Below are 25,537 nucleotides of genomic sequence, written 5' to 3'. Positions count from 1 at the left end.
CCCGTCTTATGAGGCCGGCACCGGGCCAAGCCCACATTTTCGGCTGATTTCAGCACCAGAATGGTGCAATGCAGTGTCAATATTGACAGTTAAGCTACACCAGGCAGCGCCGCACGGCCGCTTCGTCGAGAAAATAATGACAGAGTTCGGGCTGCGCCAGGTCGGCAAACAGCACCGGCACCAGCTCGTCGAAACGGGCCAGCAGCGTGGCATCGGGCGAGGCGTCGATATCGATCACGTCCACCGTGAACGGTTTTTCAGGCGGCTGCAGCAGGAGCAAGCCATCGAGCATGTCCTGGCATAAATGGCAATAACTGCGGGAATAGAGGGTGAAGTGCATGAAGAAAAGGGAAAGGCATCCCGGCGGGAGCCGGGATGCAGGTGAATCAAAAACTTACTTGGCCGACGGGCGCAGCGAAACGAATTGCGCCACGTCGCCGCGGCGCACCAGCACGGCCGACGATTTCTTCGGATCGAGCTTGGCCACCAGGGCATTGAATTGCTTGGCATCTTTCACGGCAACGTTGTTCAATTGCAATATCACGTCGCCAGGCTGCAGGCCGGCCTGGGCCGCCACGCCATCCGCATCCTCGACCAGCACGCCCGCGTCGATCTTCAATTCCTGCTTCTTCGCGGCCGGCACGTCGCTGACCTTCAAGCCCAGTGCATTGACGGCTTGCGCTTCCGGCTCCTTGGCGCCCTTCTTCGCCGTTTTCTCGCTTTCCAGCTCGACGACGGTGACGGGAATATCCTGCTGCGCCCCCTTGCGCCAGACGGTGACCGTGGACTTGCCATTGACGGCGGCGCCGCCTACCAGGCGCGGCAGGTCGGACGAACGCTCGATCGCAGCGCCATTGAATTTCAGGATGATGTCGCCCGGCTTGATGCCCGCCTTGTCGGCCGGACCGCCCGGCTCCACCATCGACACTTGCGCGCCCTTGGCGTTCGGCAAGCCCAGCGATTCCGCCACGTCCTTGCTCACTTCGCCGATCTGCACGCCGATGCGCCCGCGCACCACCTTGCCCGTCTTTTTCAGCTGCTCGCCCACGCGCATGGCTTCATCGATGGGCACGGCAAACGAAATGCCGTTGTAGGCGCCGGACAGGGTGGCGATCTGCGAATTGATGCCGATCACTTCGCCGCGCATATTGATCAAGGGACCGCCCGAGTTGCCGGGGTTGACGGCCACGTCGCTCTGAATCAGCGGCAAGTAGTCGCCCGTATCGCGCGATTTGGCGGAAATGATGCCGGCCGTCACCGTGTTTTCCAGGTTGAATGGCGAGCCGATGGCGATCACCCACTCGCCCACGCGGATCTTGTTCGAGTCGCCGATGGTCAGGCGCGGCAGGTTGGCGCCTTCGATCTTCAGCAGGGCCACGTCGGTGCGGGCGTCAGCGCCGATCACCTTGGCCTTGAACTCGCGCTTGTCCGTCAGGGTCACGTAGACTTCATCGGCGCCATCGACCACGTGGGCATTGCTGAGCACGTAGCCATCGGCCGAAATGATGAAGCCGGAACCGACACCGCGCTGCACTTCCTGTTCCTGCGGCACGGCACGTCGGCCGCCGCGCGGCGCCTGCTGGCGCGGCGTCGGCATGGCGCCGCCGAAGAAGCGGCGCAGGAATTCCTGCATTTCCTGCTCATCCTGGCCGCCCGCGCCGGGCGCAGCCATCTTCAGGCGCTCGGTGGTGCGGATATTCACGACGGCCGGGCCGACGGCGTCGACCAGATCCGAGAAATCAGGCAGTTTCACTGCCGCCACGGCGGCCTGCGCCTGTGGCGCCAGCCCCAGCATGGTGGGAGCCAGAAACACGCCAGCCGTACCGAACAATAAAGCGGAAAGTGTCTTCACTGAAAACGACTTGCTGGCGGCACACATGTTTTTTTTCATGGAAAGGATCTTTTCGAGTATGTAAACGGATCAAAACGCGGACAGGCGATTGCCTGCGTGCATGATTGGCCGTCATGACGGCATCCCAGGGGCAAACACACCTGGCTGCGCGCATGGCCAACAAAGCAACAATATATCGCAAAAGCAAGATATTGCCTGCACACAGTGTCAATCGTACCGAAGTCCAGTGTCAAGAGGGCGACAGGAACGTTAAGCCTGGCATAAGTTGGTGCAGCGCTAGCGTTGCGCCAGCGGTCCCGCCTCCAGCGGCTCGGCCGCGCCCGGCGGCACGATGGCTGCGGACAGCGGGGGCAGCGGCTCCGCATGGGCAACCGGCCCGTCAGGCGTCGCCTCGGCGGCCAGGCGGCCGGCCAGGCGCGCGTCGAATTCGGCGCTCAATGCATGGCCGCAATGCTCCGAGCGCAGCACGTCGCCGATGAGGCGATAGGCATCCCAGGCCTGGCGTCCCTCATCCGTGTCGAGGGCCGCAAAAGCCAGTTCGAGTTCGCTCGCCGCCAGCTCGCCATCGGCCAGCGCGGAAATAGTCTCGTGCAATCGTGTGTGCGTATCCATGATGGGTCCTGCCATTTCAAGAGAATCGGTGCGGAAACCGGACGCAGCCATGCCAACCTCATACTCTCCAGATTACCAGCGCTTGTCAATCGGCATGTCCAACAAGGGCTTCAATTTCTCCGCAATCACTTCGCGCGCGCGGAAAATGCGGCTGCGCACGGTGCCGATGGGACACGCCATGATCTCCGATATCTCTTCGTAGCTGAGGCCCTCGATCTCGCGCAGCACGATGGCCGTGCGCAACTCGAGGGGCAGCACATCCATGGCCGCATTGACGGTGGCCGCAATCTGCTTGCTGGCCAGCACCGATTCGGGCGTATTGTTGTCGCGCAATTTATTGCCGTCATCGAAGGATTCCGCCTGCTCGGCGTCGGCATCGCTGGACGTGGCCGCGCGCCGCCCCTGCGTAACGAGATAATTCTTGGCCGTATTGATGCCGATGCGATACAACCAGGTATAAAAGGCGGCATCGCCGCGAAAATGGCGCAGCGCCCGGTATGCCTTGATAAAGGTTTCCTGCACCACATCTTCGGCCTCCGCCGGATCATGCACAAGGCGCGACACCAGGCGCATCAAGCGGCGCTGATATTTCGATACCAGCACATCGAATGCCCGTTTGTCGCCCGCCTGCACCCGCTCGACCAGCAACTGATCATACTCGCGCTCTGTCCTCACGCCCAATGTCCCTGTAGTCATGCAGCGTGGGCGCCTGTATGGATATAGAGTTGGCCCGCTGCAAGAAGTTCAGTGTTCGCCCCACTTTTATTCTTCCCTCTTCCGCGCCGCGATAGCCCGGCAAGCCACGGCCAGCGGGCGAAAGGCGGCGCAGCTCTTGCCACGCTGCACCAGCAACTGCGTGCGCCGCCCGGCGGCATCGGCCAGGCACAGCACCAGCAGCGACGGCCACAAGGTCGAGCCCGGCAACAGGCGCAGCTCCGGCGCCGTCAGGGGCTGCCGCATGGCCGGCGGCACCCGCTCGCTGGCGCCCGTCCCTGGCGCCCCGCCATGCTCCAGATATACCGCCAGCCGCAACTGGCCGACCGGCGAAATATCAAGCGCCTGCGGCTTTCTGCGCCTGCGCAGCAAAGCCAGCAAAAACACGCCGCCTGCCGCACTCAGCAACGCGGCTGGCCAGCCCAGCGCATAGCCGCCCACCAGTTGGCCAGGCACCGCCGCGGCACGCCACGCGCCGCTCAAGGGCCAGGCGGCGAGCAGGGCGCACAGTCCCAGCACCGCTTGCAGCAGGCGCAAACAGACAGGCGTGCGAATAACAGCCGCTACCGCGATCGACATACTTCATGGGAAAAAAAAGGCGCGCCGGCAACATGCCGGGCAAATTCAGGCGCCAACGAACGTTGGCGCCGAATCAGCGCTCACTACGGTTTGACCGTAGCGAGCGCTTGAAAGTTCCTGCTTATTTCGCTTTACCGAAAATCAGCGTGCCATTCGTTCCGCCGAAGCCGAACGAATTCTTCACTGCATAATCGATCTTCATATCACGCGCCGTGTTGGCACAGAAATCAAGATCGCAAGCAGGATCCTGGTTGAAGATGTTGATGGTCGGTGGCGACACCTGATGGTGCAATGCCAGGACCGTAAACACCGCTTCCAGACCGCCCGCGCCGCCCAGCAAATGGCCCGTCATCGACTTGGTCGAGTTGACGACCAGATTCCTGGCGTGCTCGCCGAAGGTGCGCTTGATGCCCATCACTTCCGCCACGTCGCCTTGCGGGGTCGACGTGCCGTGCGCGTTCAGGTACTGGATCTGATCCGCGTTCAAGCCGGCGTTGTTGAGGGCCGCGATCACCGATTTGCTGCCGCCGCTGCCATCTTCCAACGGCGAGGTCATGTGATAAGCATCTGCGCTCATCCCGAAACCATGCACTTCGGCATAGATCTTGGCACCACGGGCTACCGCGTGCTCGTACTCTTCCAGCACCATGACGCCAGCGCCCTCGCCCAGCACGAAGCCGTCGCGGTCGGCATCCCACGGACGCGATGCCGTTGCCGGATCGTCGTTGCGGGTCGACAAGGCGCGTGCCGAGGCGAAACCGCCCAGGCCCAGCGGCGACACGGTCGATTCGGCACCACCGGCGATCATGACGTCGGCATCGCCGTACTCGATCATGCGCGCTGCGGCACCGATGCTGTGCAAACCGGTGGTACACGCCGTCACGATCGCCAGGTTCGGGCCCTTCAGACCATATTTGATCGAAAGGTTGCCAGAGATCATGTTAATGATCGAGGCAGGCACGAAAAATGGCGAGATACGGCGCGGACCGCGCTTTTCGTACTCGGACTTGGTTTCCTCGATCAGCGGCAGGCCGCCGATACCGGAACCGATGATCACGCCGATGCGCTCGGCGTTTTCCTCGGTCACTTCCAGGCCGGAGTCCTGCATCGCCTGGATGCCCGCAGCCATGCCGTAATGGATAAAGGTATCCATATGGCGGGCTTCCTTACCGGAGATGTACTCTTCGATATTGAAGCCTTTGACTTCACCGGCAAAATGCGTGGTGAATGGCTGTGCATCGAATTTGGTAATCGTGGCAATGCCGGATTTACCTTCGACGATTGCGCCCCACGCCTCGGCAATAGTATTGCCGACAGGTGAAACGCAGCCCAGGCCGGTGACAACAACACGACGGTTTTTAGAACGGCTCAAGCGATTCTCCTGAAGTCGGTCAGACAGGCTTAGGCCTTGACGTGTGCGGTGGCGTAGTCGATCGCCTGTTGCACGGTGGTGATTTTTTCAGCTTGTTCGTCAGGGATTTCCATTTCGAATTCGTCTTCCAGGGCCATCACCAGTTCCACGGTGTCCAGGGAATCGGCGCCCAGGTCGTCGACGAAGGAGGATTCGATTTTGATGTCTGCTTCTGCAACGCCCAGTTGCTCAGCGACGATTTTCTTAACGCGTTGTTCGATATCCGACATGTTATGGCTCCAAAGTGTGTGTTACGGAAAGTGCGCGCATTTTATCAGGTTTGCGCGTCCGAATACTAATTTCGGTGTCTGCTGCTAATTCGACCGAAGCTGCTGCTAAAAGATGCGATTATAGACAAAAACGACCGTTGAATCATGCCACAAACGCCCGCCCCGTCTACCTTTCACATCAATTCATGTACATTCCGCCGTTCACGTGCAGGGTCGTGCCCGTGATATACGCCGCTTGCGGCGAGGCCAGAAAGGCCACCGCCGACGCCACGTCTTCCGGCTTGCCCAGGCGGGACAGGGGAATTTGCGTCAACAGGGCCGCGTGCTGCTCTTCGCTCAGGGCCTTGGTCATGTCGGTATCGATGAAGCCCGGGGCGATGCAGTTCACGGTAATGTTGCGGCTGCCGATTTCGCGCGCCAGCGCGCGGCTCATGCCTTCCACGCCGGCCTTGGCCGCCGCGTAATTCATCTGCCCCGGATTGCCCGACGACGCCACCACCGACGTGATGTTAATAATACGCCCGGCTTTGGCTTTCATCATGCCACGCAGTACCGCGCGCGACAGGCGCCCGACGGCCGACAGGTTCGTCGAAATCACGCTGTCCCACTCTTCATCCTTCATGCGCATGGCCAGCTGGTCTTGCGTGATGCCCGCATTGTTGACCAGGATCGACAGGCTGCCGTAGGTTTTCTGCACTTCGTCGACGACGGCAGCGCAGCGCGCCGCATCGGTCACGTTCAGGACCAGGCCCTTGCCCGCCACGCCTTCGGCGGCCAGGTAATCGGTGATCGCTTGCGCGCCGCTTTCCGAGGTGGCGGTGCCGACCACGGTGGCACCCTGCTTGCCCAGTTCGGTGGCGATGGCGCGGCCGATGCCGCGCGAGGCGCCCGTGACCAGCACGACTTGATTTGCTAAATTCATGAGTATCCTTAAAGATGGCTGACGGCAGCCACAACTGCACTGCCGTTTGCTGTTTATTTGAGCTGCGTCAAAATACGTTCCAGCGAGGCCTGGTCGACGATGGCGTCGCCCACCAGCACGGGGTCGATGCGCTTGGCCAGGCCCATCAGGACCTTGCCCGGACCGCATTCGATCACTTGCGTGATGCCATCCGCAGCAACCTTTTGCATGGTTTCCACCCAGCGCACTGGGCTGGCTGCCTGGCGCACGAGCGCATCCTTGATGCCGGCGACATCATTGACGATGGCCACGTCGACGTTGTTGATCAGGGCGATCTGCGGCGCGGCGAACGTCAGGCCGGCCATGTACTCGCGCAAACGGTCCGAAGCCGGCTTCAGCAGCGACGAGTGGAATGGCGCCGAGACGGGCAGCTTCATGGCGCGCTTGGCGCCCTTGGCCTTGGCCAGCTCGCAGGCGCGCTCGACGGCGGCCGTGTGGCCGGCGATGACCACTTGCGCTGGCGCATTGAAATTGACGGGCTCGACCACCAGGGCCGGGTTTTCCGCCGCCGCTTCCGCACAGGCGGCGCGTACGTCGTCGTCCGACAGGCCCAGCACGACAGCCATCGTGCCCTGCCCTACCGGTACGGCTTCCTGCATCGCTTGCGCGCGGAAACGCACGAGCGGCACGGCATCCTTGAACGAGATCACGCCGGCGGCGACCAGCGCCGAGTATTCACCGAGGCTGTGACCGGCCACGACCGTCGGCACGGGGCCGCCCGCTGCCAGCCAGGCACGGTAGAAGGCCACGGCGGCCGTCAGCATCACCGGTTGCGTGTTGGTGGTCAGGTCCAGCTCTTCCTTCGGACCTTCGGCGATCAGTTTGCCCAGGTCGCATTGCAGGGCGTCCGACGCTTCGGCGACGGTCTGCGCCACCACGGGGTTGCCGGCGAAACCGTCGAGCATCGCAATCGCTTGCGAGCCTTGGCCTGGGAAAACAAATGCAAATTGTGTCATGGTGACTCCGTTTTTTTAATAGTATTGCGGGATTACATGCGCGCCAGCACGGCGCCCCAGGTAAAGCCGCCGCCCACGCCTTCCATCATGACGTTGTCGCCCTTTTTTACCCGGCCATCGCGCACGGCGATGTCGAGCGCCAGCGGGATCGAGGCGGCCGAGGTGTTGCCATGCTGGTCGACGGTGACGACCATCTTGTCCAGTGGCAAGCCGAGTTTCTTTGCCGTGCTGTTCATGATGCGGATGTTCGCCTGGTGCGGGATCAGCCAGTCGATCTGGTCCGACGTCATGTTGGCGTGTTCGAGGGCTTCGTGCGCGACCTTTTCCAGCACGGACACGGCCAGCTTGAACACGGCCGGGCCATCCATGTACAGGAAGGCACTGCCGGCCAGCGCGCCGCCGGCCAGGCTGCCCGGCACGCTGAGGATGTCCGAATGGCGGCCGTCCGCGTGCAGCTTGGTGGCCAGGATGCCCGGCTCTTTCGACGCCGTCATGACGATGGCGCCGGCGCCGTCGCCGAACAGCACGCAGGTGCCGCGGTCGTCGAAATTGAGGATGCGCGAAAACACTTCGGCGCCGATCACCAGCACGTTCTTGTGCATGCCCGACTGGATGAAACTGTCGGCCGTGGCGACCGCATACACGAAACCGCTGCAGACGGCTTGCACGTCGACGGCGGCGCAGTTGTTCGTGATGCCCAGCTTGTTTTGCACGATGCAGGCCGTGCTGGGGAAGCTGCCGAAGAAGTCGGGGGTCGAGCTGGCGACGATGATCAGGTCCAGGTCGTTGCCGTTCAGGCCAGCCATTTCCAGGGCCTTTTTGGCCGCTTCCACGCCCAGGTCCGAGGAATTTTGCGACGGCGCCGCGTAATGGCGCGCCGAAATGCCGCTGCGCGAGACGATCCACTCATCCGACGTCTCGATGCCCTTGGCGGCGAGCTGTTCGGTCAAATCCTGGTTCGTGACGCGCTTCTCCGGCAAGTAGCTGCCGGTACCGATAATTTTGCTGTAAGTTTTGCTAAAAACAGTCATGCAAATACCCGTCCACTAAATGGTAGAGCTTGTTGATGTAGGTTCGTCCGGTACTGGCGTGCGCGGCATCAGCTCGGCGATCAGGCTGGCCAGGTGCGCTTGCACGTCATTTTTTGCCGCATCAAAGGCGCGGCGCAAGGCCCATTCGAAGGAATAGGCATCGGCGCTGCCGTGGCTCTTGAAGACGAGGCCACGCAAGCCCAGCAGGCTGGCGCCGTTGTAACGCGAGGGATTCAAGCGGTTGCCGATGGCTTTCAAGGCACCGCGGGCGATCAGCGCGCCCAGCATGGTCAGCGGATTGCGCTTGAATTCGGAAGTGAGCACGTCTTTCACCAGGCGCGCCAGGCCCTCGATGGCTTTCAGGGTGACGTTGCCGACAAAACCGTCGCAGACGACGATATCGGTCGTGCCCTTGAAGATATCATTGCCTTCCACGTTGCCGTAGAAGTTCAGCGCGCCACGCTCGTGGTCGGCCTGCAGCAGCTTCGAGGTGAGTTTCACCACTTCATTGCCCTTGATATCTTCCGTGCCCACGTTCAGCAAGCCGATCGTCGGGCGTTCGATGCCTTCCATGGCGGAAACCAGCACGGAACCCATGATGGCGAACTGGTGCAAGTGATGCGGTTCGCAATCGACGTTGGCGCCCAGATCCAGCATGTAGGTAGGACCGTTCTTTTGATTCGGCAAGATGCTGCAGATGGCCGGGCGGTCGACGCCGGACATGGTTTTCAATACATAGCGCGACACGGCCATCAGGGCTGCCGTATTACCGGCGGAAACGGAGGCTTGCGCCGCGCCGCTCTTGACCTGTTCGATGGCCACGCGCATGGAGGAATCCTTCTTGCGGCGCAGGGCCACTTCCAGGGGATCGTCCATGGTAACTTGTTCGGAGGCATGCAATACCGACAGGCGCGGATGCGTGTCGGCTTTATGTTTTTTCAGTTCGGCACGGATCACGTCTTCCAATCCAACAAGGATCAGTTCGGCTTCAGGCTCATGTTTTACAAAGGAAATTGCTGCGGGGATAGTGACTGAGGGACCGTGATCTCCGCCCATGCAGTCGATAGAAATTTTGATTGTCATTTGTTTTGATTCAGTACCGCTGTGGGCTTGCGGCAAGATGTGAATCGGACTGGAGCATATGCAGGGCGCAGCATGTCATGCACCGCCTGAGCAAGCTTGATTCAAAATGACGGGTGCGCAAGATGAATTGCAGCCGATAAAAAAGAAGAAGCGGCGCCACGCCGAATAACCACGCAACACCGCTTTCATCTTACCCAACAAAAACGTCGATTACTCGTCGTTTTTGGTCTTCAACACTTTACGGCCACGATAGAAGCCGTTAGGGCTGATATGGTGACGCATGTGTGTTTCGCCGGTAACTGGCTCGACGCTCAATTGCGGCGCGACCAGGAAGTCGTGCGAACGGTGCATGCCGCGCTTGGAAGGGGTTTTCTTGTTCTGTTGAACTGCCATGATGACTCCTAATACATAAGTTCTAAAATTTTAGCACAATCGATTAGCAAATACATGCGAATCGAGTATCCCAGCGGCAAAGACTACCCGAAAACAGTCCGTACCGACATCGTTTATTACAATTACATTTCACTACACTTGCCATACTCGATTACTACACGCGTTTGACACGTTCTTTAAGCGGAACCTCACAAACCTACGGTTTTTGAGGCCCCCTACAAATACCACTACTACTTAACTTAATCTCTTAACTTATTCTGGCTTCAAGTCTTTCAGTGCCGCGAACGGCGACTTCTTTTCAGTCTTGAGAGCATCGAGTTGCGCCGTATCGGGGCAGACATCGTGTTTGGGTACCTGCGGCAGGGCCAGCAAGGCTTCATCTTCGATCAGGGCCGCGGCATCCATGCTGCGGCTGCCGACGATCACGTCGATCGATTCATCGTTGATGATTTCTTCGATCTCGTCCGCGTGCTCGTCATCCTTGCCCAGCATCAGAACAGTCGAAGAATCAATTACGTAAGCATACGGAGTCAGGCAGCGCTGGCAAACCAGCTGAACGGTGCCGTTGACCGACAAGGTCAGTTGTGGGTAGCCCAGCTTGCTGGTGCCGCCGACGATCTTCCAGGCGATGTCGCCGGAAGCATCTGCACAATCCTTGGTCAACCGGGTCATTTCAGCGACAGGAGTTACACCCTCGCGGCTCCCGCTGATACGACAAAAATCAAAGGCGTCGATCACAAAAGCATTCATTGGTAGAAAATTTCCCCGGAAAACCTGCGATAATAACAGGGTTTTTAGCACCGAGTCAAAGCCTAAGCATCTTTTTTGACGCAATCATTGCCATCAACATGACAACTTCATCAACACCGTCATGCCGCATGGAGCCTCAGTTATGGACTCCGCGCCCGGGAATTTGCGTGAAATTCCACTGACATCGACCAGCGCGGCCATGCCGGCCGCCATCTACTACCGAATGATACCAACTTCCGCCCCATTGCGCTTGATTCTTGCATCGAGTTCGACCTACCGCAAGGAATTGCTGGAACGCCTGCGCCTGCCTTTCGAGGTGGCCGTGCCCGATCTCGACGAAAGCCCCCTGCCAGGCGAAAGCCCCAGCGCCACGGCCCTGCGCCTGGCCCAGGCCAAGGCGCAGGCCGTGCTCGACCGCTATCCTGGCAGCCTCGTCATCGGCTCAGACCAGGTCGCCACCCTGGACGGCGCACAGATCGGCAAGCCCGGCAACCATGACTATGCCTTGCTGCAACTGCAAACCATGCGTGGGCGCCAGACCGTGTTCCACACGGCACTATGCCTGCTGGATGGCCGCCAGGCGTTGCCTGTGGCGCAAGTGGAAGATGTGCAAACCCTCGTCACCGTGCGCGACTTGCCCGATGCCGAACTGGACGCCTACCTGCGCATCGAGCAGCCGTATGATTGCGCCGGCAGCGCCAAGAACGAAGGCCTGGGCATCGCCCTGCTCGAACGCATCGACAGCACCGACCCGACCGCCCTCACCGGCTTGCCGCTGATCGCCCTCACCGGCATGCTGCGCAAGGCGGGCGTGGCGTTTTTCACCATTTAATTACCGACAAGAAGAATATGACCGGCACCCTGTACCTGATCCCCAACCACCTCGGCCTGTCCGATGGCGCCATCGACCCGCTGGCAAGCATCATTCCCGAGCAGGTGCGGCACCTCACCTCGCAGCTCGACTATTTCGTTGCGGAAAACGCCAAGACGGCGCGCGCCTTCCTGAAACTGATCGGCAACCAGCATCCGCTGGCCAAGCCCTTGCAGGAAATCACGATTTCCGAACTCAACGTCAATACCCCCGCGCAGGCGCTGGCCGGCTTGCTGGCACCGCTGCTGGCGGGACGCGATGCGGGCCTCGTGTCGGAGGCGGGCGTGCCCGCCGTGGCCGACCCCGGCGCCGACCTCGTGCGCCTGGCGCACCAGCACGGCATCAAAGTACGCCCGCTGGTGGGCCCGTCGTCGATCCTGCTGGCCGTGATGGCCAGCGGCTTGAACGGCCAGAGCTTCGCCTTCAACGGCTACCTGCCCACGGATGCGGCCCTGCGCGCCAAGCGCATCAAGGAACTGGAAAGCCGGTCACGCAATGAAAAGCAAACCCAGCTGTTCATCGAAACGCCGTACCGCAACGCCGCCATGCTCGAAGCGCTGGTAGCCCAATGCGCGCCATCGACCCTGATCTGCGTCGCCACCGACCTGAGCCTGGACTCGGAAAGCGTGCAAACGTGGAATGGCGCGCAGTGGAAGAAACAATTGGCCGCCGGCAAGGCACCTGACTTCCACAAGAAACCGACCGTGTTCTTGCTGCTGGGGCAGTAAACACAAACGCCACGGGCAATTACCCGTGGCGTTTTTTATTGCAGCACTAACCGAGGACGACTATACGCGCCGTGTACCGGTGTTCTTTTGGCCGCCTTTACCCGTTTCCAGCACAAACTTCGCGCCATCGTCGCGGCCCAATACTTTCACCAGGTACGGCATGACTTCGCGCAACATCGGCTCCAGTGTGTACGGCGGGTTCAAAATGAACATGCCGCTGCTGTGCAAGCCGAAACCGTCCGGCGACGGGGTATTCACCGTCAACGTCACGTGCAGCCAGTCCGAGCTGGGCAGCTGCTTGAGCTTGTCGGCGAACTGGCGCGATTCCATGCGCTGCAGCACCGGATACCAGACGGCGTACATGCCCGACGGGAAGCGCACGAGGGCGTCGGCCAGGGTATCCTTGACCTTGCGGTAATCCATCTTGTCTTCATACGGCGGGTCGATCAGCACCAGCGCGCGGCGCGATGGCGGCGGCAGCAGGGCCTTCAGGCTCTGGAAGCCGTCCGCCTTGGTGATGATGACGCGCTTGCCGCGCACGGTGGGACGCTCGCCCTGGGCCAGCGCATGCGCCTCGACCTTGCGGAAGTTGTCAGCCAGAATCTTTGCATCGGCAGGATGCAGCTCGAACAGGCGCAGACGGTCTTGCTCGCGGCTGACCTTGTCGGCGCAGTACGGCGAACCCGGGTAGTAGCGCATCTTGCCGCTCGGATTCATTTCCTTGATCAACTTCATGTACTCGGCCAGCGAGGCCGGCAAGTCCGTGCGGTCCCACAGGGGCGCGATACCCGTTTCGTACTCGGCATTTTTCGACGCATAACCGCCGTCGAGCGCATACACGCCCGCGCCGGAATGGGTATCGATATAACTATAGGCGGTATCTTTTTGATTCAGATATTGCAACAACTGAATCTGCACATAATGCTTCAACACATCGGCGTGATTACCCGCGTGAAAGGCGTGGCGGTAACTCAACATAAGCTGGCTAATTCCATAATAAAATATAAATAAAGGCGGGAGCGCTGACACCGGGCAGGGCATGAAAACAGACTGGAGGGGGTCAGGCTGCGGGGCCAGGAAACAGCATGGACCAGCGTAATCAGCGCGCAATTACCAGCATTATCCACCAGAAAGGTGTATTGCATCAAAAAACACCCATAAACAAGCTCATGCATTCTCGGGACCGAGGGGGCCGGGCGCGGTAGAATACGCGCATCGGGCGCCCCGCGCCCATCAGCCTACTAATATATACAGCCATGCACAGCCTGACCCTCACGACCGATAACCGCGCCGACGTCGCGGCAGCCCTGGCCGGCCCTCGCTGGACGGTGGCCTGCCTGTGCGCGCTGTGGTGCGGCACCTGCGGCAGCTACCGCGCCACGTTCGAGGAACTGGCCGCGCGCCACCCGGACACGCTGTTCGTCTGGATCGACATCGAAGACCAGGCCGACGTCGTGGGCGACCTCGACATCGACAACTTCCCCACCCTGCTGATCCAGCACGAGGACCAGGTCGCCTTCTTCGGCACGGTGCTGCCCGACGGCGGCCTGGCGCACCGCATGGTGAAGGCGCAGCAGGCGCTCAGCGCGGCAGAACTGGCGGCGCTGGCCGGCAGCACGCAGGAGCGGCGCGACTGGCAGCGCGACTGCAATCTGCGCCATCTGCTGGCCGCCACCCTGGCTTGATCATCATCAAGCCAGGCGCAGCGGCAGGCTGCGCAGCCGTTTCCCCGTCAGACTGAATACGGCGTTCGCCACGGCGGGCGCAATCGGCGGCGTACCGGGCTCGCCCACGCCTTCCGGATGTTCGGCGCTGGCGATGATGATGGTTTCCACCTCGGGCGTTTGCCCCATGCGCAGCACGGGATAGTCGTGGAAGTTGCTCTGCTCCACTTTGCCATCCTTGAAGGTGATCTCGCCGCCCAGCGCCGCCGACAGGCCGAACAGCACGGCCGACTCCATCTGCTGGGCGATGATGTTCGGATTGACGGCGATGCCGCAATCGATGGCGCACACCACGCGCTGCACGCGGATCTCGCCGTTTTCCACCGATACCTGCGCCACTTGCGCGACGATGCTGCCGAACGACTGGTGCAGGGCCACGCCGTGCGCATGGCCCGGCGGCGGGCTGCCCGCCCTATCCACCGCCGCGTCGAGCACGGCCAGGTGGCGCGGATGCTGCGCCAGCATGGCGCGGCGGAAGGCGATGCCGTCCTGCCCCGCCGCGTGCGCCAGTTCATCGATAAAACTTTCCTTGAAGAAAGCGTTGTGCGAATGCCCGACCGAGCGCCAGTAGCCGACGGGAACGGCACTGTCGGCGATCACGTGGGCGATGCGCTGGCTGGCGATTTCATACGGCATGTCGAATTCGCCTTCGGCCGTCGTCTTGTCCGGCCCCGCGCCGGGCAAGCCGAAATTGCGCTGCAGAAACTGATGCGTGATGGAGCCGCTGACGGATTTATTGTCCCAGGAAGCGATGCGGCCGTGCTCGTCCAGGCGTGCCGCAAAGCGGGCCAGCGCGGCGGGACGGTACATATCGTGTGCCGTGTCCTGTTCGCGCGTCCACACCAGTTGCACGGGCGCGCCATTGCACTGCAGCGCGATGGCCACGGCTTGCGCGATCATGTCCACTTCCAGGCGGCGGCCGAAACCGCCACCGAGCAGCAGCACCTCGATGCTGACATCCTTCGCGTCGACGCCGGCCACCTTCGCCGCCACGTCGACGGCGATGCCGGGCGCCTGCGTCGACACCCACAGCATCACCTTGCCATTGCTCACCTGCGCGGTGCAGTTGACGGGTTCCATGGCGGCGTGCGCGAGGAACGGCGCGCGGTACTCGGCCTTGACGCTGCGCAAGCCTTGCACGGCTTTACTCTCCACCTCGCCGCTGGCGTGGTAGGCATGGCCCGCTTCGCTATTCAACAGGCGGGCAAATTCCGCGTAGACGCCGGCGCTGGACAAGTTCGCTTGCGGCCCCGCCTTCCACTGCGTTGGCAAGGCCGCGGCCGCCTGTCTGGCGCGCCACCAGGTATCGGCCACCACGGCCGCGCACGAGGTGACCGATGTGCTGCGCTGGGGCAAGTGTTGCGTCAGGTCCAGCACCTTTTTGACGCCGGGCATGGCGAGCACGGGCGCCGCATCGAACGCGGCCAGGGTATCGCCCAGGCGCGGCGGCAGATGCAGGGCCGCATACAGCATGCCGGGCGGACGCGCATCGATGCCGAAACGCGCGCTGCCATTGACTTTGGACGGCGTGTCGCGGCGCGGCGCCGGCTGGCCGATCAGTTTGAAATCCTTGGGCGATTTCAGCACGGGCGCGCCCGGATCGATGGCGGCGGCGCGCTGCGCCAGGCTGGCATAGCTGGCGCGCCGGCCATCCGGGTGGATCACGGCACCGTTTTCCGTACGGCATTGCGCGGCCGGCACCTGCCACTGCGCGGCGGCGGCTTGCAGCAGCATGGCGCGCGCGGACGCACCGGCCTCGCGCATGGGACCCCAGCCATCCTTCATGCTCGACGAGCCGCCCGTGACGATCACGCCCAGTTCGCGCGCGGCCTTGGCCACCGTCCACTGCGCCAGCGCCTTCAAGCGGCCCTGCTCGTCCGGGTGGAACGGCAGGCTGTCCTTGAGCATGGCCACATTGCCGAAGATTTTATCCATGGGCGCCTGGATCAGTTTGACGCTACTCAAAGGCACGTCGAGTTCCTCGGCCACCAGCATGGGCAAGGCCGTATGCACGCCCTGCCCCATCTCGCTGCGCGGCATGGCCAGGGTCACCGTGCCATCCGCGCCTATGGCCAGCCAGCCGTTCAAGGCCACGGCGCCATCGTGCAGCGGCAGCGGCGCGCTGCCGTGCAGGCGCTGGCGCGGCGGCAGCACGCCCCAGCCCAGCACCAGGGCGCCCACGCCGGCCACGCCGAGACCGAGGCCGCCGAGCAGGAAACGGCGGCGCGACGTGGTTTTTTCTCCGGTCATGGGAACTCCCTTATTTGATTAGTCATCGATCCAGCGCTCCAGCATATCCTGTGCCAGCACCGGACGGCTATAAAAATAACCTTGCGCCAGCTTGCAGCCATGGCGCAGCAGGAAGGCGGCCTGCTCTTCCGTCTCCACGCCTTCGGCGATCACCGACAATTGCATGCTCTTGCCCAGCTGGATGATGGCAATCGCGATCGCCTCGTCGTTCACGTCCGTCGAGATATCCTTGATGAAGGAGCGGTCGATCTTCAGCGTTTGCACGGGCAGCTGCTTCAGATAGGCGAGCGAGGAATAGCCGGTGCCGAAGTCGTCGATGGCCAGGCCCACGCCGATGGCGTGCAAGTCGTTGATGAAGCCCAGGGCGTCGCCCGTGTTCATGATCACCGATTCCGTCACTTCCAGCTGCAGCCGGTGCGGCTCCAGGCCCGTTTCCTTCAAGATATCGGCCACCATGCCGGCGATGCTGCCCCGCTCGAACTGTTTGACCGAGAGATTCACGGCCATCTTTGGCACGTGCAAGCCCTGCGCCTGCCAGCGCATCATCTGGCGGCACGCTTCGTCGAGCACCCATTTGCCCAGCTGGTTGATGAAACCGCTGTCCTCGGCCAGCGGAATGAAGCGCACGGGCGGCACCAGGCCCAGTTCCGGGTGGTTCCAGCGCACCAGCGCCTCGACGCCGACCAGGCGGCCCGTGTCGATTTCCACCTGCGGCTGGTAATTGAGGAACATCTCGTTCTTTTCCAGCGAGCGGCGCAAGAAGGTTTCCAGGCGCAGGCGCTCGACACCCTCGCCCGTCATCGACGGCGCATAGAAGCGGTAGCCGTTGCGCCCGCGCGCCTTGGCCTGGTACATGGCCACGTCGGCATTGCGGATCAGCATGTTCAAGTCCAGCGCATCGTCCGGATACAGGCTGATGCCCACGCTGCAGGTGACGAACAATTCGTGGTCAGCCACCGTGAACGGCTGGTCGAACATGGTCATCAGCTTTTCCGCCACCTGCGTGGCGCCGTACTCGCCGTCTATGCCTTCGAGCAACACGATGAACTCGTCGCCGCCCAGGCGCGCCAGGGTGTCGCCTTCGCGCAGGCGGGCCGCCAACTGGCCGGCCACCTTTTGCAGCAATTCGTCGCCCACATGGTGGCCCAGGGTGTCGTTGACATTCTTGAAACGGTCGAGGTCGATGAACAGCACGGCCAGCTGCTCCTGCTCGCGCGCGGCGCGCAGCAGGGCGTGCTGCAGGCGGTCGTGGAACAGCAGGCGGTTCGGCAGCGCCGTCAGCGGGTCGTGGTGGGCCATGTGGTCGAGCTTTTCCTGCGACTGCTTGATCAGGGTGATGTCGCTGAACACGCCCACGTAATGGGTGGTGACGGCGCGCGTGTCGCGCACGGCGCTGATGGTCAGCCACTCGAGGTAGATTTCACCGTTCTTGCGCTGGTGCCAGACTTCGCCGCGCCAGAAGCCGCTGGCGATCAGCTCGTCCCACAGCGCCTGGTAGAACGCCGCGTCGTGGCACGCCGAGCGGTTCAGCGAGGAATGCCGGCCCAGCGCCTCCGCTTCGCTGTAGCCGGTGATCTGCGTAAACGCCGGGTTGACGGTGACGATGATGCCGTTCGCGTCGACCACCATCACGCCGTCGGCGATGTGTTCGAGCACGGTGGCCGACAGGCGCAGCTTTTCCTCGGCTTCCTTGCGCGCCGTGATGTCGGCATACACCCAGATGCTGCCTTCGTTGGGACGCAGCGGATCGAGTGCGCAGCCGCTGAGCAGCGCCCAGAACAGGCTGCCGTCGCGGCGCTGGTACTGGCGCTCTTCGCTGAAGTCGCCCCCCTGGGCCAGGGCCGGATACTGGCGCTCGCCCGCCTCTTCGAAATCATACGAGGAAGTGAAGACGATGGCGGTCGAATTGCCCATCATTTGACCTGGATCATAGCCGAACAGCTCCTCGCAGCGGCGGTTGACGGAAATGATGCGGCGGTGGCGCACGAACATCACGCCGAACATCACGTTGTCCAGAATCGCGCTCTGCTCCGTCAGCAGCGCCTCGATGCGCATCTCGTGGTGCTTGCGCTGGCTGATGTCGGCAATGATGCCGTCGACCCAGATGACGCCCTGCTCGCCCGCCTGAGGCTGGCCATTCTCGGCCACCCAGCGCTCGATGCCGAAAGCGTCGATGATGCGGTATTCCAGCGCATACGGCCGCACCTCGGCCACTGCCTGGCGCACGGCGCGGCGGTGCTCGCGGCGGTCTTCCGGGCAGATCAGGTCGGCCCAGGCGTGCGTGCTGCCGCGCATGAACTGGCGCGCCGAATAGCCGGAAATCTCTTCGATGGCATCGCTGACGAAATCGATGGGGCCGTCGGGCCGGTAGCGGAAGACGGCGCCCGGCACCTGCGTGACGATGGTGCGGAAACGTTCTTCGCGCTGGCCCACGTCCTCGAACAGCTGGCCGATGGCCGCGCGCATTTGCTCGAGCTGGGCCGTCAGGCGCCCCAGCTCGTCATTGCTGTGCGAGGCCAGGGGCGTATCGAAATCGCCGTGCGACAGGCGGTCGGAAAAGCGCGTCAGGCGGCGCAGGGGCTTGAGCAGGCGGCGGTTCAGGAACAGCACGATCAGCGCCATCGACACGGCCAGCTGCGCGCCCAGCACGAAAATGTAGGAGATCTGCTTTTCGCGCAGCTCCTGCTGGCTGCGCGCATCGTCCATCTCGACGACGACATGGCCGATGCGCTCGCCGCGCACGAGGATGTCGCGCTCGGCGCGGTACAGATTGCCCACGGGCCGCTGCGGCGCCTGCAGGCGGATGAATTCCGTATCGCCCTGCCCCAGCACCTTCACCAGCAGCACGGAGCGGTCGCGCATCACCGATTCGACCAGCGAATGGGCCGATTCCGCATTCATGTTCCACAGCGACTCCTGCATGCCCAGCGCCAGGATGTCGGCATTGCGCTGCAAGGCCTCGTTCAGGCTGGTGCGCGCAGACTGGCGTTCATGCACGCCGACCAGCACATAGCTGCCGAAGAGGGCGGGCACGACCAGGCCGCCAAACACCACCAGCAGCAGGGCGCCATAGATCGACGAGCCGTACAGCACACGCAGGCTGGTGCGCAGGCGCTGGTAAGGTGAATTAAACATGCGGCAACAGGGCAACAGGGATCAGGCGGGCGATCATCGAGCTTTACGGGGGAAACTGGGTGGACGGGGCGGGAAGAAACTTTTTCAGGAGCAATTATGCATGGAAAAAGCAGGAAAAGTCACCAATAAACACGCGCCAGCGGCGACGTCATGCCATATAGACAGGGCCGAAAAACCACACGCGCGCCGGCGCGCCCGGCCCGCGCCAGCAGAAAAGCGCGCAGCTTGCTATCATCGCGCCACTTTACCTAGAGGAACCACCATGACCTTCTCCATCTACTCCGCATCGATCCCCGTCTTCAAACAGATCCTGGGCAGCCTGGCCGCCATCCTGGACAAGGCGGAAACGCACGCGCAAGACAAGAAAATCGACCCGAACGCCCTGCTGCAATTCCGCCTGTTCCCGGACATGCTGCCGTTCGTGCGCCAGATCCAGATCGCCACCGACTTCGCCAAGGGCTGCGGCGCGCGCCTGGCCGGCGTGGCCGTGCCACCATATGAAGACAGCGAACAGAGCTTTGCAGAACTGAAAGCGCGCATCGTGAAAACCATCGCCTTCCTGGAAAGCCTGCCGCAAGCGGACATCGACGGCAGTGAAACGCGCGCCATCACCACCGGCAGCGGCGAAAAGACCAAGCACTTCACGGGCCAGACCTATCTGTTCCACTACGCGCTGCCGCACTTCTTCTTCCACGCGACGACTGCGTACGACATCCTGCGCCATAACGGCATCGAAGTCGGCAAGAAAGACTTTATTGGCAGTTACTGAGACGCATAAGCAAATCTACTGCGCGGCGCGCTTTGCGGCCTGCGATGCTCGCCGTACTTGAGTACGGCTGCGCTTCTTAGCCACAAATCATCGCCGCTCGCTACGATTTGCTTAAGCGTCGACGCTTTAGAGTAATACCGCTTGATATTGCTCTATTGCGTCGCTATTTAAGTATTCCGGCGCGGATACCCCTGCGCCAGGATGCGCACCCACACCACTTCCTTCTCTTCATCCGTCATCGACACCCAGTGGGCCACTTCCACCACGCTGCGGCCGCAGCCGCGGCAGATTTCATCGAAGGTCGTCGAGCACACGGCCACGCAGGGTGTGTCTGGACGCAGCGGCAATTCCTTGTCCGCCATCAAGACACCTTCGGCAAGCCGAGTTTTTCCCAGCCTTCGGTGCCCAGCGCTTCCAAAGTGGCAATATTCTTGTCGAAGATTTCCGACGCTTCCGGGAACGCCTCGACGGCGCGCTCGATGCTGTCTTCGCGCAGCAGGTGCAGGGTCGGGTACGGCGAACGGTTCGTGTAGTTGCTGATGTCGTCCTCGAACGTCTCGGCAAACTGGTAGTTCGGGTGGAAACTGGCCACCTGCAGTTCGCCGGCCAGGTGCATGTCTTCCACGGCCGCGTCGGCCACGTCGAGGAACTCGTTGTAGTCGAGGAAATCGTTCAGGGTATATGGATGGATCAGCAAGGTCGTGTCGATCTGCTCCGGGTCCGTGTCGGCCAAGATTTGCAGCTCGTCCATCAGCAGCGCCAGCAAATCTTCCGGGTTCTCAGACTCGCACACCACATAACGGATCTGCTTCTTGACGTGCACGGCCTTGGCGAACGGGCACAGGTTCAGGCCGATCACGGCCTTTTCCAGCCAGGCGACGGTATTGGCGATGATGACGGCGTTGTCGTCGTCGTGGCGCGGCGGGGTGTTCATATGCTTGACTCTCTATCAATAAGGCGGCCGGCAGCCGAATGGCCGGCCAAAGCCAAATTGTACGCACTCTTTGCGCAGTCTCATACCGGACGGCTGCCACGCTTGCGCCAGCCTCCCCGCCATGTATGCTATAACAGCGGCCGAATCACGCATCGGGCAAATTAAATTTGCAATAATGACAGCATTTGCGAATGGAAACTCAGCCGTTACCCGCTTATTGCCGCTTATTTCCTGTCATCATGCTGACATAATTCTTGACTCCGGCATGTGGATATACGTACACTCGCACCTGAATCATGGGTCTGTCCGATGTTTCTCCGACGACAACAATGGAACACTATGCACGAAAACTCCTTTAAATCTACCGTCCTGGCGGCGTTGGCCCTGGCGCTTGCGCCCGCCCTCAGCCAGGCGTACGAAGCCGGTGTTGAGAGCGATAACGCGCCAGTCGCCGCCGCCGCACCTGCCCTGATCCCGATGACCGCCCAGGTCACGGCGAAACTCCCCACCCTCGACAACCGCCTGCAAAAGACCGACCGCCTGCTGAAAAACCTCAGCGACAATTCCGATCCGCTGCGCGAAGCCGACGTCTGGGGCCGCATCCGCAGCGGCTATGCGATTCCCGACATCAACAACCAGCTGGTGGCCAACCACGTCAACTGGTACGCCACCCGCCCCGACTACATCGCCCGCACCACGGCGCGCGCCTCGCGCTACATCTTCCACGTGGTGCAGGAACTGGAAAAGCGCGGCATGCCGACGGAACTGGCCTTGCTGCCGTTCATCGAGTCCGCCTTCAACCCGCAAGCGTTCTCCAGCGCCAATGCGGCCGGCATGTGGCAATTCGTGCCCGCCACGGGGCGCGATTTCAACCTCAAGCAAAACATGTTCAAGGACGAGCGCCGCGGCGTGCTGGCCTCGACCGATGCGGCCCTGACGTATCTCCAGCGCCTGTATGACATGTTTGGCGACTGGCAACTGGCCCTGGCCGCCTACAACTGGGGCGAAGGCTCGGTGCAGCGCGCCATCAAGAAAAACCAGGCGCTGGGCAAGCCGACCGATTTCGAAAGCCTGGCCGACCTGATGCCGGCCGAAACGCGCAACTACGTGCCGAAATTGCAAGCGGTCAAGAACATCATCGCCAATCCGGCCCAGTTCGGCCTGACCCTGCCCGTGGTCGACAACCAGCCGTATTTCACGGCCATCGACAAGACCAGCGACATCGACATCACCGTCGCCGCCCAGCTGGCCGAACTGTCGATGGATGAATTCAAGGCCTTGAATCCGCAATTCAACCGCCCCGTCATCATCGGCGGCGAAAAGACGAAGATTCTGTTGCCACAGGAAAACGCTGCCAAGTTCACCACCAACCTGGCGCAATGGGGCCATGCCTTGTCGAGCTGGACCACGCACAAGATCACGAATGCGCGCGAACGCATCGAAACCCTGGCGTCGAAATTCGGCACCACGGCCGACGTGCTGCGCCAGGCCAACAACATTCCGCAGCGCACCAGCCTGCGCGCCGGCTCCACCATCCTCGTGCCGAAGACTTCGGCCACGATGAACAAGGACATCACCCAGGAAATCGCCGACAGCGCCACCATGCTGCTGGAAGCGGACCGTCCGGAACGGGCCGCCAAGGCACTGCGCCGCGCCGCCAAGGGCGGCAAGGCGCAAACGGCGCCAATTTCCCTGGTGAAACCGCGCATCCAGCGCGGCGGCGGCAACAGTCGCGCCAAGGCCCGTCACTGATCGCCTGATCTGTATAGAGCCACCTCGCCGGCCGCCACAGCTTTGCTGTCGCGGCCGGTTGCACATCCGCCTTACCCGCCCACCTACCCAGACAGGAGTCGTCATGGCTTTCTTGCAAGGCAAAAAAATCCTCATCACGGGCTTGCTGTCGAACCGTTCCATCGCCTATGGCATCGCCAAGGCTTGCCACCGCGAAGGCGCCACCCTCGCCTTCACCTATGTGGGCGAACGCTTCAAGGAGCGCATCACGGAGTTCGCGGCGGAATTCGGCAGCGAACTTGTGTTCGACTGCGACGTGTCCAGCGATGAACAGATCGCGGCCGTCTTCCGCGACCTGGCGCAGCACTGGGAACACCTCGATGGCCTGGTGCACGCCATCGGCTTCGCCCCGCGCGAGGCGATCGCCGGCGACTTCCTCGACGGCCTGTCGCGCGACAGCTTCCGCATCGCGCACGATATTTCCGCCTACAGCTTTCCCGCCATGGCCAAGGCCGCCCTGCCCCTGCTGCATCCGGGCGCTTCGGTGCTGACCCTGACTTACCTGGGCGCCGTGCGCGCCGTGCCCTACTACAACACCATGGGCCTGGCCAAGGCATCGCTGGAAGCGTCCGTGCGCTACCTGGCCGAATCGCTGGGCCCGCGCGGTATCCGCGCCAACGGCATCTCCGCCGGCCCCATCAAGACCCTGGCCGCCTCCGGCATCAAGGATTTCAGCAAACTGCTGGGCTTTGTGGCCGAGCACGCCCCGCTGCGCCGCAACGTCACCATCGAAGAGGTCGGCAACACGGCCGCCTTCCTGCTGTCCGACCTGGCTTCCGGCATCACGGGCGAGATTACCTACGTCGATGGCGGCTTTTCGCAAGTGATGGCCGTCAATCCCGAAGTAGAGTAATTGGCACCTGACCGACGTGGCGCAAGCGGCCCGGCAAATCAACCTGGCCAGGGAAACGCGACAGGCGCCGCCGCTGCCCGCCGACATCGTGGCCATGCTCCATTAAACGGAAGAAAACTACGTATTCTTACTGATTTCACATAGGAAACATGATCAAAACGTGGTAGGACTGTCGTTTCTTCCCATTTAGGCCGTGCAAAACGGCGGCAAATACGGTATAGTGTCGTTGTGCGCTGCAATATGTTTCCTTGAAGCGATGGCAACACCGCAGTCACCGCACTACAAACTTAGCAGCTTCGCAAGCCTTAGCGCATCCACAGGATGCCGCTTAATAAAGCCCTCCCGCCTTGTGTGTCGCACCTGACACCGTCCCGGCGCAAAGCTTTTGTGCCGAAATTTCTTTCTAGTTGAGTCATTTCGTTTTGGTTGGCGTTGCTATTTTGCGTTCTGCTTTTTGCAAGAACGCTGATTTTCACGAAAGAAAAAGAATGACATTTGAATCCTTAGGCCTGCATCCGTCCATCCTCGCCGCTCTGACCGAATCGGGCTACACCGCGCCAACCGCGGTACAGTCGCAAGCGATTCCAGCCGCGATCGAAGGCCGTGACCTGCTGGTCTCGTCGCAGACCGGTTCGGGCAAGACGGCAGCTTTCATGCTGCCATCGCTGCACAAACTGGCCAGCGCCGAACAAAGCGCCGCCGGCAAGACGCCGAACCAGGAAATGCAAGCATCGCGCGCCCGCGGCGAGCGTCCACGTTTCAAGGCTGCCCAGCCAAAAATGCTGGTGCTGACGCCAACGCGCGAACTGGCCCTGCAAGTAACGACCAACACCGACAAGTACAGCACCGGCATCCGCCGCATCAAGGCTGTGTCGATCCTGGGCGGCATGCCTTACCCTAAACAGATGCAATTGCTGGCCAAGAATCCCGAGATTCTGGTCGCTACCCCAGGCCGCCTGATCGACCACATGGATTCGGGCAAGATCGACTTCTCGCAACTGGAAATCCTGGTGCTGGACGAAGCCGACCGCATGCTGGACATGGGTTTCATCGACGACATCGAAAAGATCGTCGAAGCGACGCCGGAAGGCCGCCAGACCATGCTGTTCTCGGCAACGCTGGATGGCGTGGTCGGCAACATGGCGCGCCGCATCACGAAAAACCCGCTGGTCATCCAGGTGGCAAGCTCGAGCAACAAGCATGAAAACATCACGCAGCGCGTCCACTTCGTCGACGACCTGTCGCACAAGAATCGCCTGCTGGACCACCTGCTGCGCGACGAAACCTTGGACCAGGCTGTTGTGTTCACCGCCACCAAGCGTGACGCCGACACCATCGCCGACCGCCTGAACATCGCCGGTTTCTCGGCTGCCGCCTTGCACGGCGACATGCATCAGGGCGCGCGCAACCGCACCCTGGACGGCATGCGCCGCGGCCAGGTCAAGGTGCTGGTCGCCACCGACGTTGCCGCCCGCGGTATCGACGTGCCAACGATCACCCACGTGTTCAACTACGATCTGCCGAAGTTCCCGGAAGACTACGTCCACCGCATCGGCCGTACCGGCCGCGCTGGCCGCAATGGCCTGGCCATCTCGCTGGTGAACCACGCTGAAGGCATGAACGTCAAGCGCATCGAACGCTTCACCAAGCAATTGATCCCGGTCAATGTCATCGAAGGTTTCGAACCGAAGAAAACGGCATCGGCACCACGTTCGAGCGCCCGTCCAGGCGGCTGGAAACCAGGCGACAACCGTGGCGGCGCGAAGCCAGGCCAGCGCACGTTCAGCAAGCCGGGCGCACCGCGTAAAGACGGCGCTCCTAGCACCGGCGGCGGCTACAAGGGTTCCAACCCGCGCAGCACCGACGGCGCACGCCGCAGCTACGGCGACCGTTAATCACGGCGCCATGCC

General features: G+C 61.9%; 25 protein-coding genes. 7 read left to right on the top strand and 18 right to left on the bottom strand.

Features of this window, described 5'->3' with window-relative positions; genetic code table 11:
* Window positions 1–94 precede the first annotated feature (94 nt).
* From IGS61_RS16285 to IGS61_RS16225, 13 genes are all read right to left on the bottom strand, one after another.
* Window positions 95–340, bottom strand: a complete 246-nt coding sequence (locus IGS61_RS16285) for a glutaredoxin family protein (RefSeq protein ID WP_230540633.1) — start codon at window positions 338–340, stop codon at window positions 95–97.
* 54 nt (window positions 341–394) lie between these two features.
* Window positions 395–1,891: a DegQ family serine endoprotease gene (locus tag IGS61_RS16280; protein ID WP_230540632.1), complete on the bottom strand. Its 1,497-nt coding sequence runs from the start codon at window positions 1,889–1,891 to the stop codon at window positions 395–397.
* Window positions 1,892–2,128: 237 nt separating this feature from the next.
* Entirely contained in the window at window positions 2,129–2,464 is a 336-nt protein-coding gene (locus IGS61_RS16275) for a sigma-E factor negative regulatory protein (protein ID WP_230540631.1), read from the bottom strand.
* 72 nt (window positions 2,465–2,536) lie between these two features.
* Window positions 2,537–3,160, bottom strand: coding sequence for an RNA polymerase sigma factor RpoE (gene rpoE / locus IGS61_RS16270; protein WP_230540630.1), 624 nt, complete (start codon window positions 3,158–3,160; stop codon window positions 2,537–2,539).
* 66 nt (window positions 3,161–3,226) lie between these two features.
* The gene (locus IGS61_RS16265) at window positions 3,227–3,715 is read right to left on the bottom strand and encodes a hypothetical protein (RefSeq protein ID WP_230540629.1); all 489 of its coding nucleotides are present in this window, start codon (window positions 3,713–3,715) and stop codon (window positions 3,227–3,229) included.
* 163 nt (window positions 3,716–3,878) lie between these two features.
* Window positions 3,879–5,129, bottom strand: a complete 1,251-nt coding sequence (gene fabF, locus IGS61_RS16260; protein ID WP_230540628.1) for a beta-ketoacyl-ACP synthase II — start codon at window positions 5,127–5,129, stop codon at window positions 3,879–3,881.
* Between the two features lie 29 nt (window positions 5,130–5,158).
* Window positions 5,159–5,398 carry an acyl carrier protein gene (gene acpP / locus IGS61_RS16255; RefSeq protein ID WP_008449912.1) on the bottom strand — a complete coding sequence of 80 codons (240 nt, stop codon included), beginning with the start codon at window positions 5,396–5,398 and terminating at the stop codon, window positions 5,159–5,161.
* Between the two features lie 178 nt (window positions 5,399–5,576).
* Complete coding sequence (fabG, locus tag IGS61_RS16250) at window positions 5,577–6,320, bottom strand: 3-oxoacyl-ACP reductase FabG (protein WP_230540621.1); 744 nt, start codon at window positions 6,318–6,320, stop codon at window positions 5,577–5,579.
* A gap of 53 nt (window positions 6,321–6,373) precedes the next feature.
* The gene (gene fabD, locus IGS61_RS16245) at window positions 6,374–7,315 is read right to left on the bottom strand and encodes an ACP S-malonyltransferase (RefSeq protein WP_070223879.1); all 942 of its coding nucleotides are present in this window, start codon (window positions 7,313–7,315) and stop codon (window positions 6,374–6,376) included.
* A gap of 32 nt (window positions 7,316–7,347) precedes the next feature.
* Window positions 7,348–8,346, bottom strand: coding sequence for a beta-ketoacyl-ACP synthase III (locus tag IGS61_RS16240; protein WP_230540619.1), 999 nt, complete (start codon window positions 8,344–8,346; stop codon window positions 7,348–7,350).
* A gap of 15 nt (window positions 8,347–8,361) precedes the next feature.
* The gene (gene plsX / locus IGS61_RS16235; RefSeq protein ID WP_230540617.1) at window positions 8,362–9,429 is read right to left on the bottom strand and encodes a phosphate acyltransferase PlsX; all 1,068 of its coding nucleotides are present in this window, start codon (window positions 9,427–9,429) and stop codon (window positions 8,362–8,364) included.
* 210 nt (window positions 9,430–9,639) lie between these two features.
* A complete protein-coding gene (rpmF, locus tag IGS61_RS16230) occupies window positions 9,640–9,822 on the bottom strand; it encodes a 50S ribosomal protein L32 (protein ID WP_034749653.1) in 183 nt (60 codons plus the stop codon).
* Between the two features lie 252 nt (window positions 9,823–10,074).
* Window positions 10,075–10,572 carry a YceD family protein gene (locus IGS61_RS16225; protein ID WP_230540742.1) on the bottom strand — a complete coding sequence of 166 codons (498 nt, stop codon included), beginning with the start codon at window positions 10,570–10,572 and terminating at the stop codon, window positions 10,075–10,077.
* Window positions 10,573–10,795: 223 nt separating this feature from the next.
* Between IGS61_RS16225 and IGS61_RS16220 the strand changes: the two genes are divergently transcribed.
* Window positions 10,796–11,404, top strand: a complete 609-nt coding sequence (locus IGS61_RS16220) for a Maf-like protein (protein WP_230540741.1) — start codon at window positions 10,796–10,798, stop codon at window positions 11,402–11,404.
* A gap of 17 nt (window positions 11,405–11,421) precedes the next feature.
* Window positions 11,422–12,171 carry an SAM-dependent methyltransferase gene (locus IGS61_RS16215; protein WP_230540608.1) on the top strand — a complete coding sequence of 250 codons (750 nt, stop codon included), beginning with the start codon at window positions 11,422–11,424 and terminating at the stop codon, window positions 12,169–12,171.
* A gap of 60 nt (window positions 12,172–12,231) precedes the next feature.
* Here the strand turns inward: IGS61_RS16215 and IGS61_RS16210 are convergent, their stop codons facing one another.
* Window positions 12,232–13,149, bottom strand: coding sequence for a 23S rRNA (adenine(2030)-N(6))-methyltransferase RlmJ (locus tag IGS61_RS16210; RefSeq protein ID WP_070255356.1), 918 nt, complete (start codon window positions 13,147–13,149; stop codon window positions 12,232–12,234).
* Between the two features lie 278 nt (window positions 13,150–13,427).
* On the opposite strand from IGS61_RS16210, the gene IGS61_RS16205 reads away from it, so the two are divergent.
* Complete coding sequence (locus tag IGS61_RS16205; RefSeq protein ID WP_230540606.1) at window positions 13,428–13,856, top strand: thioredoxin family protein; 429 nt, start codon at window positions 13,428–13,430, stop codon at window positions 13,854–13,856.
* Between the two features lie 6 nt (window positions 13,857–13,862).
* On the opposite strand, the gene IGS61_RS16200 is transcribed toward IGS61_RS16205, so the two are convergent.
* Together IGS61_RS16200 and IGS61_RS16195 are read right to left on the bottom strand one after the other, a co-directional pair.
* Window positions 13,863–16,145: a xanthine dehydrogenase family protein molybdopterin-binding subunit gene (locus IGS61_RS16200; protein WP_230540605.1), complete on the bottom strand. Its 2,283-nt coding sequence runs from the start codon at window positions 16,143–16,145 to the stop codon at window positions 13,863–13,865.
* An 18-nt stretch (window positions 16,146–16,163) separates the two neighbouring features.
* Window positions 16,164–19,280 (bottom strand): EAL domain-containing protein, encoded by a 3,117-nt coding sequence (locus IGS61_RS16195; RefSeq protein ID WP_230540597.1) that lies wholly within the window; start codon window positions 19,278–19,280, stop codon window positions 16,164–16,166.
* Window positions 19,281–19,542: 262 nt separating this feature from the next.
* Between IGS61_RS16195 and IGS61_RS16190 the strand changes: the two genes are divergently transcribed.
* A complete protein-coding gene (locus IGS61_RS16190) occupies window positions 19,543–20,049 on the top strand; it encodes a DUF1993 domain-containing protein (protein WP_034779265.1) in 507 nt (168 codons plus the stop codon).
* A 167-nt stretch (window positions 20,050–20,216) separates the two neighbouring features.
* Here the strand turns inward: IGS61_RS16190 and IGS61_RS16185 are convergent, their stop codons facing one another.
* Entirely contained in the window at window positions 20,217–20,411 is a 195-nt protein-coding gene (locus IGS61_RS16185; protein ID WP_131372932.1) for a DUF1289 domain-containing protein, read from the bottom strand.
* The gene (locus IGS61_RS16180; RefSeq protein WP_230540595.1) at window positions 20,411–20,983 is read right to left on the bottom strand and encodes a DUF1415 domain-containing protein; all 573 of its coding nucleotides are present in this window, start codon (window positions 20,981–20,983) and stop codon (window positions 20,411–20,413) included. Before IGS61_RS16180 ends, IGS61_RS16185 begins: the two co-directional genes overlap by 1 nt.
* 339 nt (window positions 20,984–21,322) lie before the next feature.
* Between IGS61_RS16180 and IGS61_RS16175 the strand changes: the two genes are divergently transcribed.
* From IGS61_RS16175 to IGS61_RS16165, 3 genes are all read left to right on the top strand, one after another.
* Window positions 21,323–22,735 carry a transglycosylase SLT domain-containing protein gene (locus IGS61_RS16175; RefSeq protein ID WP_230540592.1) on the top strand — a complete coding sequence of 471 codons (1,413 nt, stop codon included), beginning with the start codon at window positions 21,323–21,325 and terminating at the stop codon, window positions 22,733–22,735.
* 103 nt (window positions 22,736–22,838) lie between these two features.
* On the top strand, window positions 22,839–23,627 hold the full coding sequence (gene fabI / locus IGS61_RS16170; protein WP_230540585.1) for an enoyl-ACP reductase FabI: 789 nt from the start codon (window positions 22,839–22,841) through the stop codon (window positions 23,625–23,627).
* A gap of 488 nt (window positions 23,628–24,115) precedes the next feature.
* Complete coding sequence (locus IGS61_RS16165) at window positions 24,116–25,522, top strand: DEAD/DEAH box helicase (RefSeq protein ID WP_071322891.1); 1,407 nt, start codon at window positions 24,116–24,118, stop codon at window positions 25,520–25,522.
* The last annotated feature ends 15 nt before the right edge of the window (window positions 25,523–25,537 follow it).

This window comes from Janthinobacterium sp. FW305-129 (assembly GCF_020858115.1).
Classification (GTDB): Bacteria; Pseudomonadota; Gammaproteobacteria; order Burkholderiales; family Burkholderiaceae_D; genus Janthinobacterium.
Note: the sequence above shows the minus strand (reverse complement) of the source record. Positions and strands in the feature narration are given on the sequence as shown.